Origin of the sequence: Corynebacterium sp. CNCTC7651 (assembly GCF_021496665.1) — a bacterium.
In the GTDB taxonomy this organism is placed as follows: domain Bacteria; phylum Actinomycetota; class Actinomycetes; order Mycobacteriales; family Mycobacteriaceae; genus Corynebacterium.
In genome coordinates, this window is record NZ_CP071246.1 from 1,724,822 (window position 1) to 1,741,998 (window position 17,177).

Consider the following 17,177-nt stretch of genomic DNA (forward strand, 5'->3'; position numbering starts at 1 on the left):
GAAAGGGAGTGCCGGCGTGGAGTTTCACCGCCTCGCTAAGGAGCAACAGCTGTGGAAGCTGGGCCTCGAGCTGCTCCTCTTACCTGTGTTGTTGATGGTATTCGCGGTGCTCGGCGTGGCGCTGTACTCGAACCCGCCCCGCGGCATCGAAACGATGACGGACGTGTTCGTCCTCGCCGCCGTCCTCCCTGTGCCGTTCCTCGCGGCGCGGATCATGGGCCGCGACCCGGCGGCGCTGATTTCGGTGGCGAAGCGGGTGCGGTGGGACATCGTGGGCAAGTCCGCCGCAATCGCCGTGCCACCGTACGCGATTTGGCTGGCAATTAACGCGGCCGACGGGGAGGCCCAGTTCACGCGGTTCACCCTCTGCCTGCTCGTCGTCTACATCCTGGTCACACCCCTGCAAGCCGCGACGGAAGAACTCCTCTTCCGCGCCAGCCTGCCGCAAATCCTCGGCGCGCGGCTCCGCTCGCCGTGGCTGGCCTACGGGATCCCCATGATCCCGTTCATATTCCTGCACATCTACAACTGGCTCGGGCTGTTAGACATCGTGGTGTTCGCCGCGTGCGCCGCCTACCTCACGTGGCGCACCGGCGGGATCGAGGCCGCGGTTGTGCTCCACGCCGCGAACAACATCATGGTGTTCGGCGGGGAGGCCCTCCACCCAAATAGGCCGGTCTTGGTGGAGGTCAGCCCGCAGCTCGCCGCGACGTCCATCGCGGTGACGGTGGCGGTTACCGGATTACTAGCGCTCCGTCTGCGCCCACAGCAACGTTTGCTGCCGTCGCCGCAACCAAGTTGATGCGCTGCCAGGACCCGCCCGGGCCCTGCCAATCCAACGGGTTGCCGGCCGGCGCGGCCGTGCGGCGCAGCACTTCAACGCGCTGCTCCCAGGAAAGCTCCGGGAAGCGCGCGGCCAGCAGCACCGGGGCAGCCTGCGGGACGTCCATGGCGGCGTCGGGGACGTAGACCGTCGGCAAGCCGTAGCCCATCCAGCCCTCCATGCGGCGCACGGCTTCAGGCGTGGTCACGTACGGCGTGTCTGTGGCCACCAGCTCGCCGATGGTCTTGCCGGTGCGCCACTCAATCTCCGCGCGCAGCTCCGCACCTGCCTGGTTCAGGGCATCGCGCATCTTCGGGTCGTTCAAACGGTCCGCAGCCGCCGCGTAGCCGGACATGCGCCCGCCGATCACGTCCAGCGGGTAGTGCACGCCAAGGACAATGCGGGAGTTGCCAGCCTCCGCGCCGCGGTACAACAGCTGCGGGGCGAGCTCCGGCACCATGTACGCCAGCAGCGTGGTGGTCATGGTCGCCTGGTTGGTGTGCCCGGACGGGAACGCGGGCGAGGTGAGGTACAGGTCCCCGGTTTCCGGGGTGTTGTAGCGGTTGATGCGCTCCGGCGCCGCGATGTGCGGGCGCGGGTAGTTGAAAATGCGCTTCTCAATCAGCGTGGAGTTCGCAACGCCGCCGGTCCGCGCCAGGTAGCCGTTGTCCAGCAGGTAGGACGTCTTGGGCAAACGCCCCTCACGCAGCGCCGCGCGGAACGCGTCCCCGAACTCCGCGCCCAAGGCGGGAGAGAGCGCCGTGAGCAGCCCGCCCGAGGACGCCACCGCGTCTACCTGCGCCGTGGCAATCTGCTCCGGCGTGGCGGTGTTGTTGATGCGCACCACCGTGTCCATGTTCGCCGCCATCGTCTGCGGCTGGGTGTCCCTCACCTGCGGGAACAGTCGGTTCACCTCGGCGTAGATGCCGTACTTGTACGGCGAGATGTCAGAGATGTAGCCGGTCAGATACGCCGGCGAGAACGGCCGAGGCACTGGCCCGTCCGGGTGCTGCACAATCGGCGCGCCGATGGAAGACCCGGTGACCTCACTGCGCAGCTGCGGCAGGGTCACCGCACCAGCGGCGGGGGCACACACAAGGGAGGCGGCGGTACACAGGGCACCAAGCTTGACGACGTTCATTTTCACACCGAAAAGCCTAAAAGAACCCTGTCAGTCCAGCATCTCGAACAGGCCCTTCGCCACCTCCCGGCCGTGGACCCAAATGCCGTCGTGGAACCATTCGTCGTGGCTCCACAACTTGAGGTTGCCAATGCGCGAAGCGGAGTCCGCCGTCAGCTCGTAGGGGATGAAGAGGTCCGGCTTGAACAGCAACGCCGCGGTAGGCACCTCGTTGCCGGAGAGGTCCCGTGCCTGGGCGGTCAGCGTGTCCATGTGCTGCACCTCATCCACCGCCCCGTAGAAGGGCTTAAGCGCCGGGTCCTCCTCGAAGTGGGTGGCAAAGAAGTGGTTGCCCAAGAGGGTCAGGTCCGCGAACTCCTCCCGGTAGATCCGCTCCGCGGACCAGCGCGTGGGGTGGCCGGGGCGCGCCATGACGGATTCGTGCACCACAGCCCACAGCGGCATGGTCTCCAAAGAGATGATGCTGCCCACCTGCGCCAGGAAGTCCCCGCGCAAGCGCTTCTCGCCCCGGTAGGTGGTAAACGGCATCTCCATCAGGGTGGCCAGGGCACCGAAGTCGCCCTCCTCCCCCAACAGCACCCCGACCATGCGGAAGCGTGTGGAGGAAAGCCGCTCCCCCGTCGGCATCCGCACGTCGTGGTTTTCCAGGTGGTCCGCCACCTCTTCCACGCGCGCCTTGATCCACGGCACCGCCGCGAAAAGCTCCTCCTGCCGCGCGCGAAGCAACGCGAAGGTCAACCGGTTGAACGCGTCCACGTCCATCTCCGGCTCCGGCACCGCACCGACCAGGTGCACGCGGCGCAACCCCGAGGGGAAGTAGGACAGGTAGGACCCCGCGCACGCCGCGCCGAAGGAATTACCCAGCAGGTCCCACTGCTCCACGCCCAGGTACTCGCGCATCGCCTCCGCATCCGCCGCCACGTCCGGCGGGCGCAGGTGGGCTAGAAAGTGAGCGTCGATACGCTCGGGTGTCGTGCGGTCGATCTTTGTGGAGCGGCCGGTGCCCCGTTCGTCGATAAGCAGGACGCGGTAGCGTTTCAGTGCCTCCGGGATCCAGTCCATCAGCATGCGCGGGCCGGGTTTACCGGGGCCGCCCTGGAAGTAGACCAGGTAGGGCAGGCTCGCGTCGGTGTACAGCTCACGGGCGAAGACCGTGATCTCGCCGCGCGCGGGGTCCGCACGGTCGATGGGCACGGTGATTTCGTGCTCGCGCTGCGTCACGCCAGGGAGATAGACGGTGGAGTTCGCGGGCGCCACGGTAGCCTCCAAACTATGCAGTTGCGCTCTTACAAAGAGGTCGGCCACGATTTTCCGGTGCCCGACACGTTCGAGGCACCGATTCTACCGGAGTGGCGCCTGGCCACGTTCTCGCTGGTTCTGCCCATTCCCGCGGCGGCGGGCCTTGGGGATGAGCCCTTCGACTTCGCCGCCCACGGCTGGGCGTACGGGCGCGACAAGGGCGTGCGCATTGTGGAAAACCCGGCGTGGGATGCGGAGCGGCAGGTGTGGCGCAAGCCGGACGTGCGGCGCAACTACTACGGCCACCCGATCGTGGAGGGCGGCAAGCCCTATTACAACGACGCCCGCATCCGCTTCGTCGACCCCATCGACACCTCCGTTGGTGCCCGTTCCATCGACGTGGACATCGCCTCCTTCGAAGGCGCCGCCGCCGGCATCGAGGAGTTCGCGCACGAGGACCGCGGCAAGCAGCGCATCCTCGAGGACGGCGGCGTGAGGCAGGAGCTTTCGCTTATCGACGCCGGCTGGGACGCCAACATCTTCGCCCACCACCTGATCTTCGAACCCGTGCGCAACGAAACGTTTTTCTACCTGGTGAATTATGACGAGCAGCTGCCCTGGGAGGACCAAGTCCGCGGCGAGCGAGACAGCCACGGGCCCGCCACCTTGCGCCTGCTCTCCGCCGAGGTGATGCAGTTCCACGACCTGAACCTGGCCGCGACGCACGTGACCAGCGATTTTTTGATCCTCAACGTGGCGGCGGAGAACATTTCTTCCGCCACGCTGGGGTTCTTGAGCTCCGCGCTGCGGCGCCCGCGCAACAGCTCCCAGTTCTACAAAGTGGATGAGGAGTACAAGGAAAGCCCGCCGCAGCTGCACGTGTTGACCAAGTTTGTGAACCTGGCGGTGGCCCAGATCGATGCCGCGTTGGGGCGGGAGCAGTCGATGGTGGTGTCGTCTGAAGGCAAGCTGATCGCCACGGCGGAGGCACCCGGCCCCACTGGCACCTTCGCCCTGCCCGCGCCGCAGCGGGTGGCCATGGCTATTCCGAACCCGGCTCGGCCGCCGGAAGACCACCAGAAGACGCTGAGCGAGGGCAATAACGGCTCAGTGCCGGAGGACATCGGCGGGCCCCTAGTGCTGCAAACCCGCAACTCCAAGTGGAAGTGGCACGAGCAGTGGGCGTGGCAGATTCTGGAGGGCGCGGATTCCTACCCGGAGCTGGTGCCGTACCAGACGCCGGAGGGCTTGGAGCACCTGCTGGCCGCGCAGTTGTCCTCGTGGACCGTCATGACCTCGGACGAGGGCGTGGGCATGGTGCGCACCAAGTCCGCCAGCCGCGAGGGCATGCGCTACTGGTCCATGGCCAACACCCGGTTCGTGGACTTGGTGATGTTGCAGATGCGGGCGCAGGCTGGCGAGACGCACCTGCGCAAGACGCTGCAGGTTGCGGGCGAGCGCTCTGCGGCCTCCATCGGCGAGGCCTCCCACGCCGAGCTGCGCGGGGACCTGGAGCGGATGGAAAAGCTGCAGCTGGATCACATTGAGATCCGCGACAAGCTGTGGTTCCGCACCGTGCCGGGCCGCGACATTGACACCCGCGTGCTGCAGGGGTTGCAGCGCGCCACCGGGTTCAACCAGCTGCGGGAGGATTTCGACTCCAAGGTGCGCTCCCGCCAGGACGTGATCCGCAACCGCTTCGAGCAGCTCTCCGGCGAGATCGCGGAGGAGGAGTCGAAGCGCGCGGAGGCAATGAACCTGGTCCTAGGCTTCGTCGCCGCCGCAATCGGTGCCCCGGACTGGGCAGACGCGGCGGGCGTAACCACACTCGGCGGGATGCTCGGCCTGGGCCTGATCATCTTCGTGGCCATGTTCGCCGTGGTGTGGATTATGCAGGCTGGCTTTAGGTGGCTTCGTCGGTAGATAGCGCCGCCACGAATGCTTCCTGCGGCACCGTCACGGAGCCGATGGATTTCATGCGCTTCTTGCCGGCCTTCTGCTTCTCCAGAAGCTTGCGCTTACGGGAAATGTCGCCGCCGTAGCACTTGGACAGCACGTCCTTGCGCAGGGCGCGGATGTTCTCGCGGGCGATGATCTTGGAGCCGATCGCGGCCTGCACCGGCACCTCGAACTGCTGGCGCGGGATGAGCTCCTTGAGCTTCTTGGTCATCTTGTTGCCGTACCACTGCGCGGAATCCTTGTGCACGATGGCGGAGAACGCGTCCACCGGCTCGCCCTGGAGGAGGATGTCCACCTTCACCAGGTCACCCAGCTGCTCGCCCGCGTCCTCGTAGTTCAGGGAGGCGTAGCCCTTGGTGCGGGATTTCAGCATGTCGAAGAAGTCGAAGATGATCTCGCCCAACGGCATGATGTAGCGCAGCTCAACGCGGTCCTCGGAGAGGTACTCCATGTTCTTCATGGTGCCGCGCTTGGACTGGCACAGCTCCATCGTCGTGCCCACGAATTCCTGCGGGACGATGATGGTCATGTTCACAATCGGCTCGTAGACTTCCTGGATCTTGCCGCCCGGCCAGTCGGACGGGTTGTGCACGATCTGCTCGGTGCCGTCTTCGCGGATCACGCGGTAGGTCACGCTCGGCGCGGTGGAAATCAGGTCCAGGTCGAATTCGCGCTCCAGTCGGTCGCGGGTGATCTCCATGTGCAGCAGGCCCAAGAAGCCGCAGCGGAACCCGAAGCCCAAGGCGACCGATGTCTCGGGTTCCCAGGTCAAGGAAGCGTCGTTAAGCTGGAGCTTCTCAAGCGACTCGCGCAGGTCCGGGAAGTCCTCCTGGCTCACCGGGAAGAGGCCGGAGTACACCATGGGCTTGACTTCCTCGAAGCCCTCGAGCGGCTCCTCGGCGCCCTTGGAGGCCCACGTCACCGTGTCGCCCACGCGGGTTTCGCGCACGTCCTTCACGCCGGTGATCAGGTAGCCCACCTCGCCGGGGCCCAAGCCCTTGGTCTTCTTCATGGTGGGCGAGACCACGCCGATCTCCAGGATTTCCAGGCGGGTGCCGGTGTTCATCATCTGCACCTGCTGGTTGGGCGTGAGCTTGCCGTCCACCATGCGCACGTAGGTGACTACGCCGCGGTAGGTGTCGTAGACCGAGTCGAAGATCAGGGCGCGGGCCGGCGCGTCCTCCGGGTGCTCCGTTGTCGGGGCGGGGATGAGTTCCACCACCTTGTCCAGAAGCTCCGGCACGCCCTGGCCGGTCTTGCCGGACACGCGCAACACGTCCTCGGTCTCGCAGCCGATGATGTTGGCGATTTCCAGCGCGTACTTCTCCGGGTCCGCGGCCGGCAGGTCGATCTTGTTCAGCACCGGGATGATCTCAAGATCATTCTCCATGGCCATGTACAGGTTGGCCAGGGTCTGGGCTTCGATGCCCTGAGCGGCGTCGACAAGCAGGATCGCGCCCTCGCACGCGTCGAGGGAGCGGGAGACCTCGTAGGAGAAGTCCACGTGGCCCGGGGTGTCAATCATCTGGAGGACAAACTCCTCCCCCGCCAGCTCGCCCGTTTGCACCGTCCACGGCAGGCGCACGTTCTGGGCCTTGATGGTGATGCCGCGCTCGCGCTCAATGTCCATGTTGTCCAGGTACTGGTCGCGCATGTCGCGCGCGTCAACCACGTTGGACAGCTGCAGAATGCGGTCGGCCAAGGTGGATTTACCGTGGTCGATGTGCGCGATAATGCAGAAGTTACGGATGCGACTGGGATCCGTGAACGTCTCCTCCGCAAAGTTCTTCTTTTGAGCAGCCATAATTAGCACATCCTACCGGCCAGTGACCTAAAGTGAGCGCAAGAGGGCTCACATGAGGAGGTCGGGCTGCTATGGCTGCAATGCGCAAGCGCAAACGCACCACGTCGCTGGACCAGGGCCTCGCGCTGCTCAACGCGCGCCTCGCAGCCCCTGCGGCGGAACGCAGAGGCAAACGCGCCGCCCGCGTCAGCGTGCGCTCCACGGGCAAAGTTCCGCGCAATATTTATTACGCCCCGGATATGGACGGCAACGCGGAGCCGGGCGAAGTGGTGTGGGTGACCGTGCCCTCCCACCCGCCGGCGGAGCGGTCCATGCTGGTGGTCGGGCGCGAGCAGCACGAGGTCTTGGGGCTTTTAATCTCCCCCGTCAAGGCGCACGCGGATGAGCAGCACTGGCTGGGCATCGGCTCCGGCGAATGGGAGGCCTCCGGCGAGCCGTGCTGGGTGCGCCTGGATAAGACCCTCTTCGTGCCGGAGACGGACGTGCACCGCCGCGGCACCATCATTCCGCCGCTGCGTTTTGAGCGCGTGGCAAGCCGGCTGCGGGACCGCTTCGACTGGGGATAGCAGCCGATAGGCGTTTTGGTCGCGCGCGCGTGAGCTGCTAGCTTTGAGGAGTTGTCTCGCAGGGGTGCGCGACGCTACGCAGGCAGGACCTTGGGCCTGCGTCCTTTCAAAGCCGCCGCGCTGCTTGCCCCGCAAGACGATCGAAGTCAATCGTCGATACTGCATAAGAGGTGCATCATGGCTAACATCAAGCAGCAGCAGAAGCGCGTTCTCACCAACGAGAAGCGCCGTCAGCGCAACAAGTCCATCCGCTCCGCCACCCGCACGGAGATCCGCAAGTTCCGCGAGGCTGTGGAGGCCGGCGACAAGGCAGCGGCTGAGGCGCAGCTGCGCGTCGCGTCCCGCAAGCTGGACAAGGCTGTGACCAAGGGCGTCTTCCACCGCAACAACGCGGCGAACAAGAAGTCCAAGATGGCTCACGCCCTGAACAAGATGGACTAATTCGCGTCCGCGCACATCCCGCCCCGAGGAGCTTTTGCTTTTCGACGGCGGGATTTTTCCTGCCCAAGTAACAGCCTTAGCCATAAGAAACGATGGTGTCGATGTGAAAACCACCCGCCATGCCCTCTGCGCCGCCGCAACTGCGCTGGCGTTGACCTGCTCCGTTGTCGCGCCTGTCCTCGCTGCCGCGGACACCGTAGAGACCGTGGAGCAGACCGAGTCTTCCTCTTCGTCCCTGGATTCGGAGGTGCTGAAGACGGTGGGCATCGTGCTGGGTGTGTTGGCGGCGCTCGGTGTGGGTTTGGCGATGTTGCCCAAGCTCAACCTCCCTGCAGTGCCTGCTGTACCTGCGGTTCCTGCTGTGCCTCCCGGCCGCTCCTACGATGTCGTGCGCCCGCAAGGCTGGGCGCCGGGGAAGCGTTACCCCATCATCGTGGCGTTCGGCGGCTGGCGGCACACCGCGGAGGACGCGCGCCGCTACCAGCGGCTCGAGAGCGCGGCCGGGCGCGACGCCATCGTGGTGTACGCGCGCGGGGTGGAAAACGCGTGGGGCGGGGCACCTTACGCCGCCACCTCGATGGTGGAGGACTTCGATTACGTGCGCGGCGTGATCGCCGAGGTGTCGCGCCACCACGGCGGGGATCCGCGCCGGGTGGCCGCAGTCGGGTTCTCCAACGGCGGCGGCATGGCGGCCGCGATTGCGTGCCACGCCCCGGACATGGTGGGCGCTGTGGTGTCCGTGGCGGGCGCCTTCTACGGCCCCACGGTGAACGGGTGCGCACCCGGCGCGGTGGCAACTCTGATCATGCACGGCACGAATGACCAGGTGGTGGGATACAACGGCGGCGTGCGCCACAACACCGGGTACGAATCCGCGCCGCGGGTGTTCGACACCTTCCGTACTAAGAACGCGTGTGGGCCGCACGTGAACGAGTGGCGCGACGGCGCCGTGACCACCTTCGACGGCACTGGCTGCGCGAAGCCCACCAAGCTCATTCGTATTGACGGCGGCCTGCACCACTGGTTCCCCAATCCGGATACCACGCAGGAGAGCGTGCGCTTCGCGCTGGCGAACATCTAAGCCAGAAACTTAAGCCAGCTCAGCGATCCGGCGCACCGCGTCCTCGATGGCGAACTCCGGGTCGCCGCCCTGACCCTTGACCTCAGCATCCAGGTCGGCGACGATGATCACCGCCTCCGTCACCGCGGCCGCCGTCCATTGCCGCGCCACCTGCATGGTCTTTTTGGCCACGTAGGGGTGCATACCCAGTTGGCGGGCGAGTTGGTCGGGGTTTCCGCGGACGTCGTAAAGCTTGGCAATGTCGCCCACCTTGTGCGCGAGGGCCGCGGCGATGGCCACGGGGGACGTGCCCAGTTGCAGCGCGCGGCGGGTGGATGCCAGCGCGCGGTCGGCGCGGCCCAGGACGGCCTGGTCCGCGATGTCGAAGCCGGCGACCTCCGCCACGCCGGTGTAGTACTCGCGCACGGACGCCACCGTGATCTCCCCGTCCGTGTCCGCGACCAGCTGGCTCACGGCGGAGGCGAGCTCCCGCAGGTCAGAGCCGACTGACTCCAGCAGCGCGGACACGACATCCGGGGTGGGGCGCACGCCGTGGTTGCGGAACTCCGCGCTGACCCACGCGTGGCGGTCGCGGTCCTTGAGGCTCTCCGCGTTGTGCACCTCCGCGATCTTCTGGAACTTGGCCACGTAGGATTTCTGCCGCCCGCCGCCGGAGTGCTTGATTACCAGCGTCATGCCCGGCGCGGGATCCACGCAGGCAGCCAGCAGCGTCTCGGTCGGCTCCTTGCCGGCGAGCTCGGTCTTGTCCACCACCACCACGCGATCCTCAGCGAAGAGGGACGGGCTGGTGGCCATCGCGATCTCCCCCTCCGTGACCTCGGAGGCGCGCAGCGTGGTCACCTCGGCGCCGGGGCCGGCCTGGGCGATGATCGCTTTGGTGGCGCGTTCGGCGAGAAATTCATCGTCGCCAAGCACGAGGTGGACGGGGTTGAGCATGCGCACCATTCTACGGCCCGGCGCGGTTGGGGAAGATCACGTCGATGCCGCCCTGCGTGCGCACGGGGCGGCGCGGCGGCCGGCCCTGCTCCAGCACCACCACCAGTTCGGTGCCGGGCGGGACGGGTTCCACGTCTGCTTTCGTGGCCACGACGTGCACCGTGAGCCCCTCGGCGTACGCGGGCGCGGGCGGCGGGGGCGGGGTGCGCAGGCTGGCGAAGGCAATGGCCGTCGCCGTTGCGGCTGCCGTGAGCCGCGGCCGCTTGCCGACGATCCCCGCAAGCACCCACCCGTACGCCACCATCACCACCACCGGCGTCGCCGCAATGGTGGCCAGCGGTAGCGCAGAGCCGCGCAGGGCCACTTCGTGCACCCACCACGTCATCGGTTCGATGACGGTGAGCAGGGGTGTCTCGAGGCCACCGGGGACAAGCGATGCGGCGGCCGCTGCGAGCCCCAGCACCGTGACCGGGGCGGTCACCGGCGCGACCAGCACGTTCGCCGCAACAGAGACGAGCGAGACCTGGCCGGACATGAGCGCCACGATGGGCATGGTGACCACGTCTGCGGCGATGGCGACGGCAAGCGCGCGGTTCACAATGTCGGGCCAGCCGGTCATGGCCAGGGCGCGGTGGATGAGGGGACTGATGGCCACAATCCCCACCGTCGCCGCGACTGAGAGCGCGAAGCCGTAGTGCGCGGCCAGGTCCGTATCCACCAGCAAGAGGCCGATGGTGGCCAGACACAGCGCGTGAATCGGTTCGGACCGGGTGGATGAGCACACCGCCACCAGGCCGACCAAGCCCATGACGGACGCGCGAAGCACGCTCGGCTCCGGGCCGACCAGACCCGCGAATCCTAAGAGCGCTACCGCCGCCGATAGCAGACGGACCCGCAAACCCAGGCGCAGCAGCGTGGCCGCGACCACGGCCGCGGTGGTCACGATGGCCACGTTGGAACCGGACACGGCGGACAGGTGCGACAACCCGGTGTCGATGTACATCTGCTGCTCCGCCGCACTTTGCGCGGTGGTATCCCCCAGCACCATGCCGGGGATGAGGCCGGTCGAGGCAGGCCCAACGTGGTGTGCGACCGCCGCGCCGAACGTCTCGCGCACATGCTGGGCAAATGCGGCGTACCCGGTCGGCGGCGCGTTCAAGACCACCTCGCCGCTGAGCACGTACGGGTTCACGCCCGGCATGCTGGATTCGCCAAGGCGGCCGGTGCAGGTGACGTGTGCGCCGGGCACAATGCCGTCGTCCAGCGAGGTGCTGAACACCGCAAGCGTGGAGGGGTGCCCCGGCAGGGTGATGCGCGTGAGCCAGGAACCGGTGGTAAGCTGCTTCGGCTGGCCGCTGACGGTGCCGACGATAGGCTCTGCGAAGTCCCACGCGGCGGCGATGCGGATGCGCACGGTGGCGACGACGGTTGCCGCCGCACCCAGCCCAGCGACCAGAACGGCCTGGCCCCATTCGCGCCAGCAGGCGCACCCCACCGCTAACGCGAGGACCACCAACGCCGCGGCCGCGGGGCCGACCAGCACACACACCAGGCTGGCCGCCCACACCGCCAGTGCCGCCGGAACCAAGCGCAGCTCGGTCACAGGCAGACCAGGTCTTTCAGCGCGTCAAACTTCGCCGGCCCAATGCCCTTGACGTCCATCAGGCCCTCCAGGGTGGCAAAGGGGCCGTTGGCCTCGCGGTGGGAGACGATCGCGTGGGCGGTGGCATCCCCCACTCCGGGCAGCGCAGTGAGCTCGGCGGCGCTGGCCTGGTTCACGGAGATCAGCCCGCCGGCTGCGGCACCGGGGGAAGCAGCGGCTTGGGGCGGAGGGGCGGCACCGATGGCTTGGACGTGGATCTGTTGACCGTCGACAAGCACCTGCGCCAAGTTGAGCGCGATGGTGTCCGCGTGGGGGAACGGCTGGGCGTGGTCCAGCGCGTCCGCAACGCGCGCTCCCTGCTCGAGGGTGATCAGCCCAGGGTGGGCAACCTCCCCCACAACCGCAACCACTACCTGTTCCGGCACGGCGGTTGCGGCGGCGACTTGGCCCCACTCGGGCTCCTGCGCGGGTTGAGACGGCGGACGGGTAAACGCCCAGCCGCCCACAAGTGCGAGGACGACAGCCGAGGCAGCGACAGCTTGTTTCGGCTCCACGCGCACGCGCGGGGGCGGGTAGTTGACGGGGAGGATGTCCTCCTCCCCAGTTGGGCGGGTGAGTTCTTTGAGTCGTTCGGCAGCATTCATGCGCTCAGGCTACGAAACATCTAACCGAAGCGAAAGCACCCCTCCCGCAAGCTGTGGATAACTCGGCCCGCAACGCGAGTTATCCACAGGCGCCGCGAGTTAGCGGTAGCGAACCTGGTCTACGAAGCGGCCGAAAGAGTCAGACACCTGGTTGTCCCACTGGGACGGCCAGAGGTAGTAACGGCCGTGGTTGCCGCCGTTGAACTGGGCGGAGCCCGCGAGCGTCTGCACCGACAGGTCGCACACACCGTCCAGCGGCAAGCAGTAATTCACGCGGTTGGACGTGCCCGCGGCGGTGCGGGTGTTAAACGGCAGGATGCCCAGGATGCCGCCGGCACCGCCGCCAGCCACGCCGACGGTGGACCAATCGCCCGGCGCGGTGTTCGGGTTGCCGAAGTACACCACGCCCGCGAGCTGGCCGCGGCGCGCAAGCTCACGCTCGTGCTCCAGCAGGATCATCGCGCCCTGCGAGTAGCCGGTGAGGATGTAGCTGGGGCGGCAGCCGGTCGCGGCCTCATAATCGTTGATCTGCTGCATCACGCCGACGCGGCCGAGCTTCACGGAATCCGTGAACTCCGTGGCCGCTCGGCGGGCGGTGCGAAGGGCGGGCACCGAGTACTCCAGCGCCAGCAGCACACCCTGGGTGATAGTGGCGGGGATGGAGACCTCCGGCGCGTTGTACTCCGGGTAGATCGCCGGGTAGTACTTCGGCTCCAGGCCGATGACCTCGACGTCCTTCATCAGGGACGCACCGCCGTGGGTGGCGCGGTAGCGGTTTTCCGCGTGGCGGAAGAACGCACGCATGGTCTGGCCCTCCCAGCCGTTGGACACCCACGGTGCCTGCGGGGAGTAGCTGGTGCGGTAGATCTGGTCGTTCTGGCCGGAGCCGCGGGCAGCGATCACGGCCACGGCAGGGCAGCGCTCGCGGGCTTCAGCCTGAGGCGTGACGACGGTTGCAAGCAGCGACGCGAGCATCGCAGCAACGGCGGCAAGAACAAAGACGCGGTTGCGAAGGGTTACGGTGTTGCGCACGCAGCGAGCATAACGGGATCACAGCTCGCCTGCAGGCTCTGCGGAGCTGAATACCACGGAAAGCCCAACTGCCCCCGGGCCGGTGTGCACAGCGAGGACTTCCACGAGCGGCTCCACCAGCACCTGGGAGCCTTGCGGCAGCACCTCATCGAGTGTGGAGGCGATATGCTCCGCCGCCTCCGGCGCGTCCGCGTGCTGGACCGCGGCGAACACGGGCTGGCCGCCCGCCCGCTCCTGCACTAGCTCCGCCAGCCGGGCGAAGGCTTTCGTCTGGGTGCGGGTTTTGGATGCCACCTCGAACTTGCCCCCGCGCAGCCGCAGGATCGGCTTGGTGGCCAAGAGCGTCGCGGACAACGCAGTACCGGTTGACAGGCGGCCGGACTTGCGCAGGCCCTCCGTCTGTTGCAGGTAGAGCCAGGTTTCGGAGCGCTCGATGGTGGAGCGCGCCATTGCCTCGCATTCGTCCAGGCTCCCGCCCTCGCGCGCCACCGTCGCCGCGGCCATCGCGGCAGCGCCGATCGCCATGCCCGCGGTGTCCGAATCCACCACGCGCACCGTGCCGGGGAACACCGCCGACGCCGTGACGGCAGCAGACCACGTAGAAGACAGCGAGCGCGCGAGGTGGAGTGCCACTACCCCGTCGTCGCCCCCGCGCTCCAGCTGGCGCGCGTAGCATGCGGTGAGTTCCAGCGCGGTGAGCCCGGAGGTGGATTCATCGCCTTCGCCGTCCATGACGTGCATGTCAATCACGGCGATGTCGAGCTCCTCGGCGATCTCGCGCGGAAGCCCCGCCGCGGAATCCACCACAACGCGTACCGGCATTACAGGCTCAGCCCCTGGTTCCATGCCTCCAGGTACCACTGCACGTCTTCGGGCGCGGTGGACGCGAACCCTGTGCCGGTTGCGCCTTCGCGGTACTTCGGCATCGCCTGCAGCCGGGACATGTTCGTGTTGCCCAAGCCCTTGAACAGCGGGTACTGGGCCTCGCCGAACCCCAGCAGGTTCGAGGTCAGCGCGGAGATGGTGCCTCCGTGCGCCACCAGGAGCACGGCGCCGCCGTCCCAGTCGTCGTACGTTGCCATCAGCTCATCCACTACCGGGCGGGCCCGGCGCGCCACATCCAGGCGGCTCTCCCCCTCCGGCGGCGCCCATCCGGCGTTGTTGCGCCAGTGCGCGCGTGCGCCGGTGTCAGTCTCATCCACCTCGGCGTGGGTCTTGCCCTGCCAGTCGCCCAAGTGTGTCTCTCGCAAGCGGGCATCCTGCGTGAACTCGAGGCCGAGCACCGCGGCGACAATCTCCGCCGTGCGCGTCGCCCGCAGAAGGTCGGAGGCGACGATCTTGGTCACGCCTAGCTCACGCATGAGCAGCCCGGCGGCGCGGGCCTGCTCCACACCGATTGCGGACAGCTCGGTATCCAGCTGGCCCTGCATCCGGCGGGTGGCGTTGTACTCCGTCTGCCCGTGGCGCAGCAGGATGAGGCGGCGGCCCACGGCTTAGAACTCGTCTGCGTCCGGGCCCTCGCCGGCCAGCGGCAGGTCCTCCAGACTCTCAGCGGTACGCGTGCCCTCCGTGAATGCGCCGGGACGCTGGTACTCCTCCAACCCGTCGACGGCAATCACGGGACAATCCGCGTACAGGCGGTCCAGCCCGTAGAAGTCGCGCTCCGCCTCGCGCTGCACGTGCACCACAAAGTTGCCGTAATCCAGCAGCACCCAGCGGTTCTCGCGGTTGCCCTCGCGGCGCTTCGGCTCCGCCCCGGCGTCGGAAAGCTCAGCCTCAATCTCCTCGACGATGGCGGCGACTTGGCGCTCCGTCTCGGCGGAGGTGATCACGAAAATGTCCGTGATCGCCATGACGTTGGAAACGTCGATCACGGCAATGTTGGCGCCGAGCTTCTCATCCGCGGCGCGCGCGGCGATCTTGGCCTGGTCGATGGAAGTCTGCGAAGCAGTCACAAATGCGGTCCTTTGCGGGTTTATGGGCGTGTTCCGGCTATTGTCCCACACCCGCGCGTGAGACGTACAGCTCGTGCTTGGCGATGTACTGCACCACCCCGTCCGGCACCAAGTACCAGACAGGCCGGCCCTGCGCGGCGCGGGTGCGGCAATCGGTGGAGGAGATCGCCATTGCCGGGATGTCCAGCAGGTGCACGCGCTCCTGAATATCGGCCGGCAGCATGTCCTCCGTCAGCTCGTAGCCCGGGCGTGTCACCCCCACAAACTGCGCGAGGTCAAACATCTTGTCCCAGTCGTGCCAGCTCATGATGGAGCTCAGCGCGTCCGCGCCCGTGATGAAAAACAGCTCCGCGTTGGGGTATTCCTCCCGCAGATCGCGCAGCGTGTCAATGGTGTACGTCGGCCCCCCGCGGTCGATGTCCACGCGCGACACGTTGAACTGCGGGTTGGACGCGGTGGCAATCACCGTCATCAAGTAGCGGTCCTCCGCCGGCGAAATCTTGCGCCCCGCCTTCTGCCACGGCCGCCCCGTGGGCACAAACACCACTTCATCCAGCTCGAAGCGGTGGGCCGCCTCACTCGCCGCAACAAGGTGGCCGTGGTGGATCGGGTCGAAGGTACCGCCCATCACGCCGAGGCGCATGCTTTTCGACGTTCCCATTACCCGCGCACCTGCCCAGTGCCCTCCAAAATCCACTTGGTGCTGGTCAGTTCCGGCAGCGCCATGGGACCGCGGGCGTGCAGCTTCTGGGTGGAGATGCCGATCTCAGCGCCCATGCCGTACTGCTCCCCGTCGGTGAACGCGGTAGAGGCGTTGAGCATCACGGCGGCCGAATCCACGGCGGCGGCGAAGCGCTGCAGCACGTATGCGTCCTTGGAGGCAATGGCCTCTGTGTGGCCGCTGGACCAGCGGGCGATGTGGTGGATCGCGCCCTCCACGCCGTCCACGACGGCGACCGCGATATCCATGGAGAGGTACTCCTCGCCCCAGTCTTCGTCGGTGGCCTCCACGATGTCGGCCGCGCCGAACGCAGCGAGCTCGGCGGCATTGCCGTGGACGGTCACGCCGGCGTCCTGGAGTGCGCGGACAACAGCCAGTTTGTCTTCGTCCGGCAGTGCCGCGTCCAAGAGGGCCGTCTCCGTGGCGTTGCATACGGAGACGCGGCGGGTTTTGCCGTTCAGCAGCATCTCGATCGCGGAGTCCAGTTCCGCGGCCGCGTCGATGTAGAAGTGGCAGTTGCCCGTGCCGGTCTCGACGGCGGGAACCGTGGCGCCGGTGACCACAGCCTCGATGAGCTTGGCCCCGCCGCGCGGAATCACCACATCCACCAGGCCCCGGGCGGTAATGAGGTCCTGCACCGAATCGTGGCTGTCGCACGGCAGCAGCTGCACCAGCTCGCGCGGCAGCCCCTGGGCTTCGAGGGAATCCTGGAGGATGCTCACCAGCATCGCGTTCGAGTGGCGCGCGGTCTTGGAGCCGCGCAGCAGCGCCACGTTGCCGGACTTCAGCGCAAGACCGAAAGCATCGACGGTGACGTTGGGGCGCGCCTCATACACCATGCCCATCACGCCCAGCGGCACTCGCACCTGCTTCATAGTCATGCCCAGCGGGCCAACGCCGCCGCGCACAACCTCACCCACCGGATCCTGCAAGCCAGCGACCTGCCGCAGGCCCCCAGCGATGCCGGCAATGCGATCGCGGTTCAGGGCGAGGCGATCAAGCTGCGCTTCCGGCATCCCAGCAGCGCGTCCGGCCTCGAGGTCTTGGGCGTTGGCCTTCAAGATTTCGTCGGCACGCGCCTCAAGCGCCTCAGCAGCAGCGGTGAGTGCTGCGTCCTTGCGAGGGGTGGGAAGGGTGGCAAGCAGCGGTGCCACCTGCTTCGCGGCGCGGGCTTTCGCCAGCACCTCTTCGCGCTCGAGCTGGCGCTGGTCAGTGAGCTCAGTCATGCGCGA

At 67.1% G+C, this 17,177-nt stretch carries 17 protein-coding genes; 5 read left to right on the forward strand and 12 right to left on the reverse strand.

Annotated elements, in window-relative coordinates:
- The first annotated feature begins 16 nt into the window (after positions 1-16).
- A complete protein-coding gene (locus JZY91_RS08315) occupies positions 17-802 on the forward strand; it encodes a CPBP family intramembrane glutamic endopeptidase (protein ID WP_234947458.1) in 786 nt (261 codons plus the stop codon).
- On the opposite strand, the gene JZY91_RS08320 is transcribed toward JZY91_RS08315, so the two are convergent.
- Together JZY91_RS08320 and JZY91_RS08325 are read right to left on the reverse strand one after the other, a co-directional pair.
- Entirely contained in the window at positions 735-1,964 is a 1,230-nt protein-coding gene (locus tag JZY91_RS08320; RefSeq protein WP_234949101.1) for a phosphatase PAP2 family protein, read from the reverse strand. The two genes, JZY91_RS08315 and JZY91_RS08320, sit on opposite strands and share 68 nt — an antisense overlap.
- Positions 1,965-1,994: 30 nt before the next feature.
- Positions 1,995-3,221 carry an alpha/beta fold hydrolase gene (locus JZY91_RS08325; RefSeq protein WP_234947459.1) on the reverse strand — a complete coding sequence of 409 codons (1,227 nt, stop codon included), beginning with the start codon at positions 3,219-3,221 and terminating at the stop codon, positions 1,995-1,997.
- Positions 3,222-3,236: 15 nt separating this feature from the next.
- Here JZY91_RS08325 and JZY91_RS08330 point away from each other — a divergent pair, with 15 nt between their 5' ends.
- A complete protein-coding gene (locus JZY91_RS08330) occupies positions 3,237-5,126 on the forward strand; it encodes a hypothetical protein (protein ID WP_234947460.1) in 1,890 nt (629 codons plus the stop codon).
- Here JZY91_RS08330 and lepA read toward each other — a convergent pair.
- The gene (gene lepA / locus JZY91_RS08335; RefSeq protein ID WP_234947461.1) at positions 5,107-6,966 is read right to left on the reverse strand and encodes a translation elongation factor 4; all 1,860 of its coding nucleotides are present in this window, start codon (positions 6,964-6,966) and stop codon (positions 5,107-5,109) included. The two genes, JZY91_RS08330 and lepA, sit on opposite strands and share 20 nt — an antisense overlap.
- 71 nt (positions 6,967-7,037) lie before the next feature.
- Between lepA and JZY91_RS08340 the strand changes: the two genes are divergently transcribed.
- From JZY91_RS08340 to JZY91_RS08350, 3 genes are all read left to right on the forward strand, one after another.
- On the forward strand, positions 7,038-7,532 hold the full coding sequence (locus tag JZY91_RS08340; protein ID WP_234947462.1) for a type II toxin-antitoxin system PemK/MazF family toxin: 495 nt from the start codon (positions 7,038-7,040) through the stop codon (positions 7,530-7,532).
- A 177-nt stretch (positions 7,533-7,709) separates the two neighbouring features.
- Positions 7,710-7,973, forward strand: a complete 264-nt coding sequence (rpsT, locus tag JZY91_RS08345) for a 30S ribosomal protein S20 (protein ID WP_234947463.1) — start codon at positions 7,710-7,712, stop codon at positions 7,971-7,973.
- Positions 7,974-8,076: 103 nt separating this feature from the next.
- Positions 8,077-9,054, forward strand: a complete 978-nt coding sequence (locus JZY91_RS08350) for a PHB depolymerase family esterase (protein ID WP_234947464.1) — start codon at positions 8,077-8,079, stop codon at positions 9,052-9,054.
- Between the two features lie 9 nt (positions 9,055-9,063).
- Here the strand turns inward: JZY91_RS08350 and holA are convergent, their stop codons facing one another.
- The 9 genes from holA to JZY91_RS08395 form a co-directional block, all read right to left on the reverse strand.
- Positions 9,064-9,999, reverse strand: coding sequence for a DNA polymerase III subunit delta (gene holA / locus JZY91_RS08355; protein WP_234947465.1), 936 nt, complete (start codon positions 9,997-9,999; stop codon positions 9,064-9,066).
- Between the two features lies 1 nt (position 10,000).
- Positions 10,001-11,593, reverse strand: a complete 1,593-nt coding sequence (locus tag JZY91_RS08360; RefSeq protein ID WP_234947466.1) for a ComEC/Rec2 family competence protein — start codon at positions 11,591-11,593, stop codon at positions 10,001-10,003.
- Positions 11,590-12,237: a ComEA family DNA-binding protein gene (locus JZY91_RS08365; protein WP_234947467.1), complete on the reverse strand. Its 648-nt coding sequence runs from the start codon at positions 12,235-12,237 to the stop codon at positions 11,590-11,592. Before JZY91_RS08365 ends, JZY91_RS08360 begins: the two co-directional genes overlap by 4 nt.
- Before the next feature lie 99 nt (positions 12,238-12,336).
- A complete protein-coding gene (locus JZY91_RS08370) occupies positions 12,337-13,269 on the reverse strand; it encodes a hypothetical protein (RefSeq protein ID WP_234947468.1) in 933 nt (310 codons plus the stop codon).
- Between the two features lie 18 nt (positions 13,270-13,287).
- Entirely contained in the window at positions 13,288-14,091 is an 804-nt protein-coding gene (locus JZY91_RS08375) for a DegV family protein (RefSeq protein ID WP_234947469.1), read from the reverse strand.
- Positions 14,091-14,759 carry a histidine phosphatase family protein gene (locus JZY91_RS08380; protein WP_234947470.1) on the reverse strand — a complete coding sequence of 223 codons (669 nt, stop codon included), beginning with the start codon at positions 14,757-14,759 and terminating at the stop codon, positions 14,091-14,093. The genes JZY91_RS08375 and JZY91_RS08380 overlap by 1 nt, the downstream gene beginning before the upstream one ends.
- 3 nt (positions 14,760-14,762) lie before the next feature.
- On the reverse strand, positions 14,763-15,224 hold the full coding sequence (gene rsfS, locus JZY91_RS08385; RefSeq protein WP_234947471.1) for a ribosome silencing factor: 462 nt from the start codon (positions 15,222-15,224) through the stop codon (positions 14,763-14,765).
- 37 nt (positions 15,225-15,261) lie between these two features.
- Positions 15,262-15,885 carry a nicotinate-nucleotide adenylyltransferase gene (gene nadD / locus JZY91_RS08390; protein ID WP_234947472.1) on the reverse strand — a complete coding sequence of 208 codons (624 nt, stop codon included), beginning with the start codon at positions 15,883-15,885 and terminating at the stop codon, positions 15,262-15,264.
- The gene (locus tag JZY91_RS08395; protein ID WP_234947473.1) at positions 15,885-17,171 is read right to left on the reverse strand and encodes a glutamate-5-semialdehyde dehydrogenase; all 1,287 of its coding nucleotides are present in this window, start codon (positions 17,169-17,171) and stop codon (positions 15,885-15,887) included. The genes nadD and JZY91_RS08395 overlap by 1 nt, the downstream gene beginning before the upstream one ends.
- Positions 17,172-17,177: the final 6 nt, after the last annotated feature.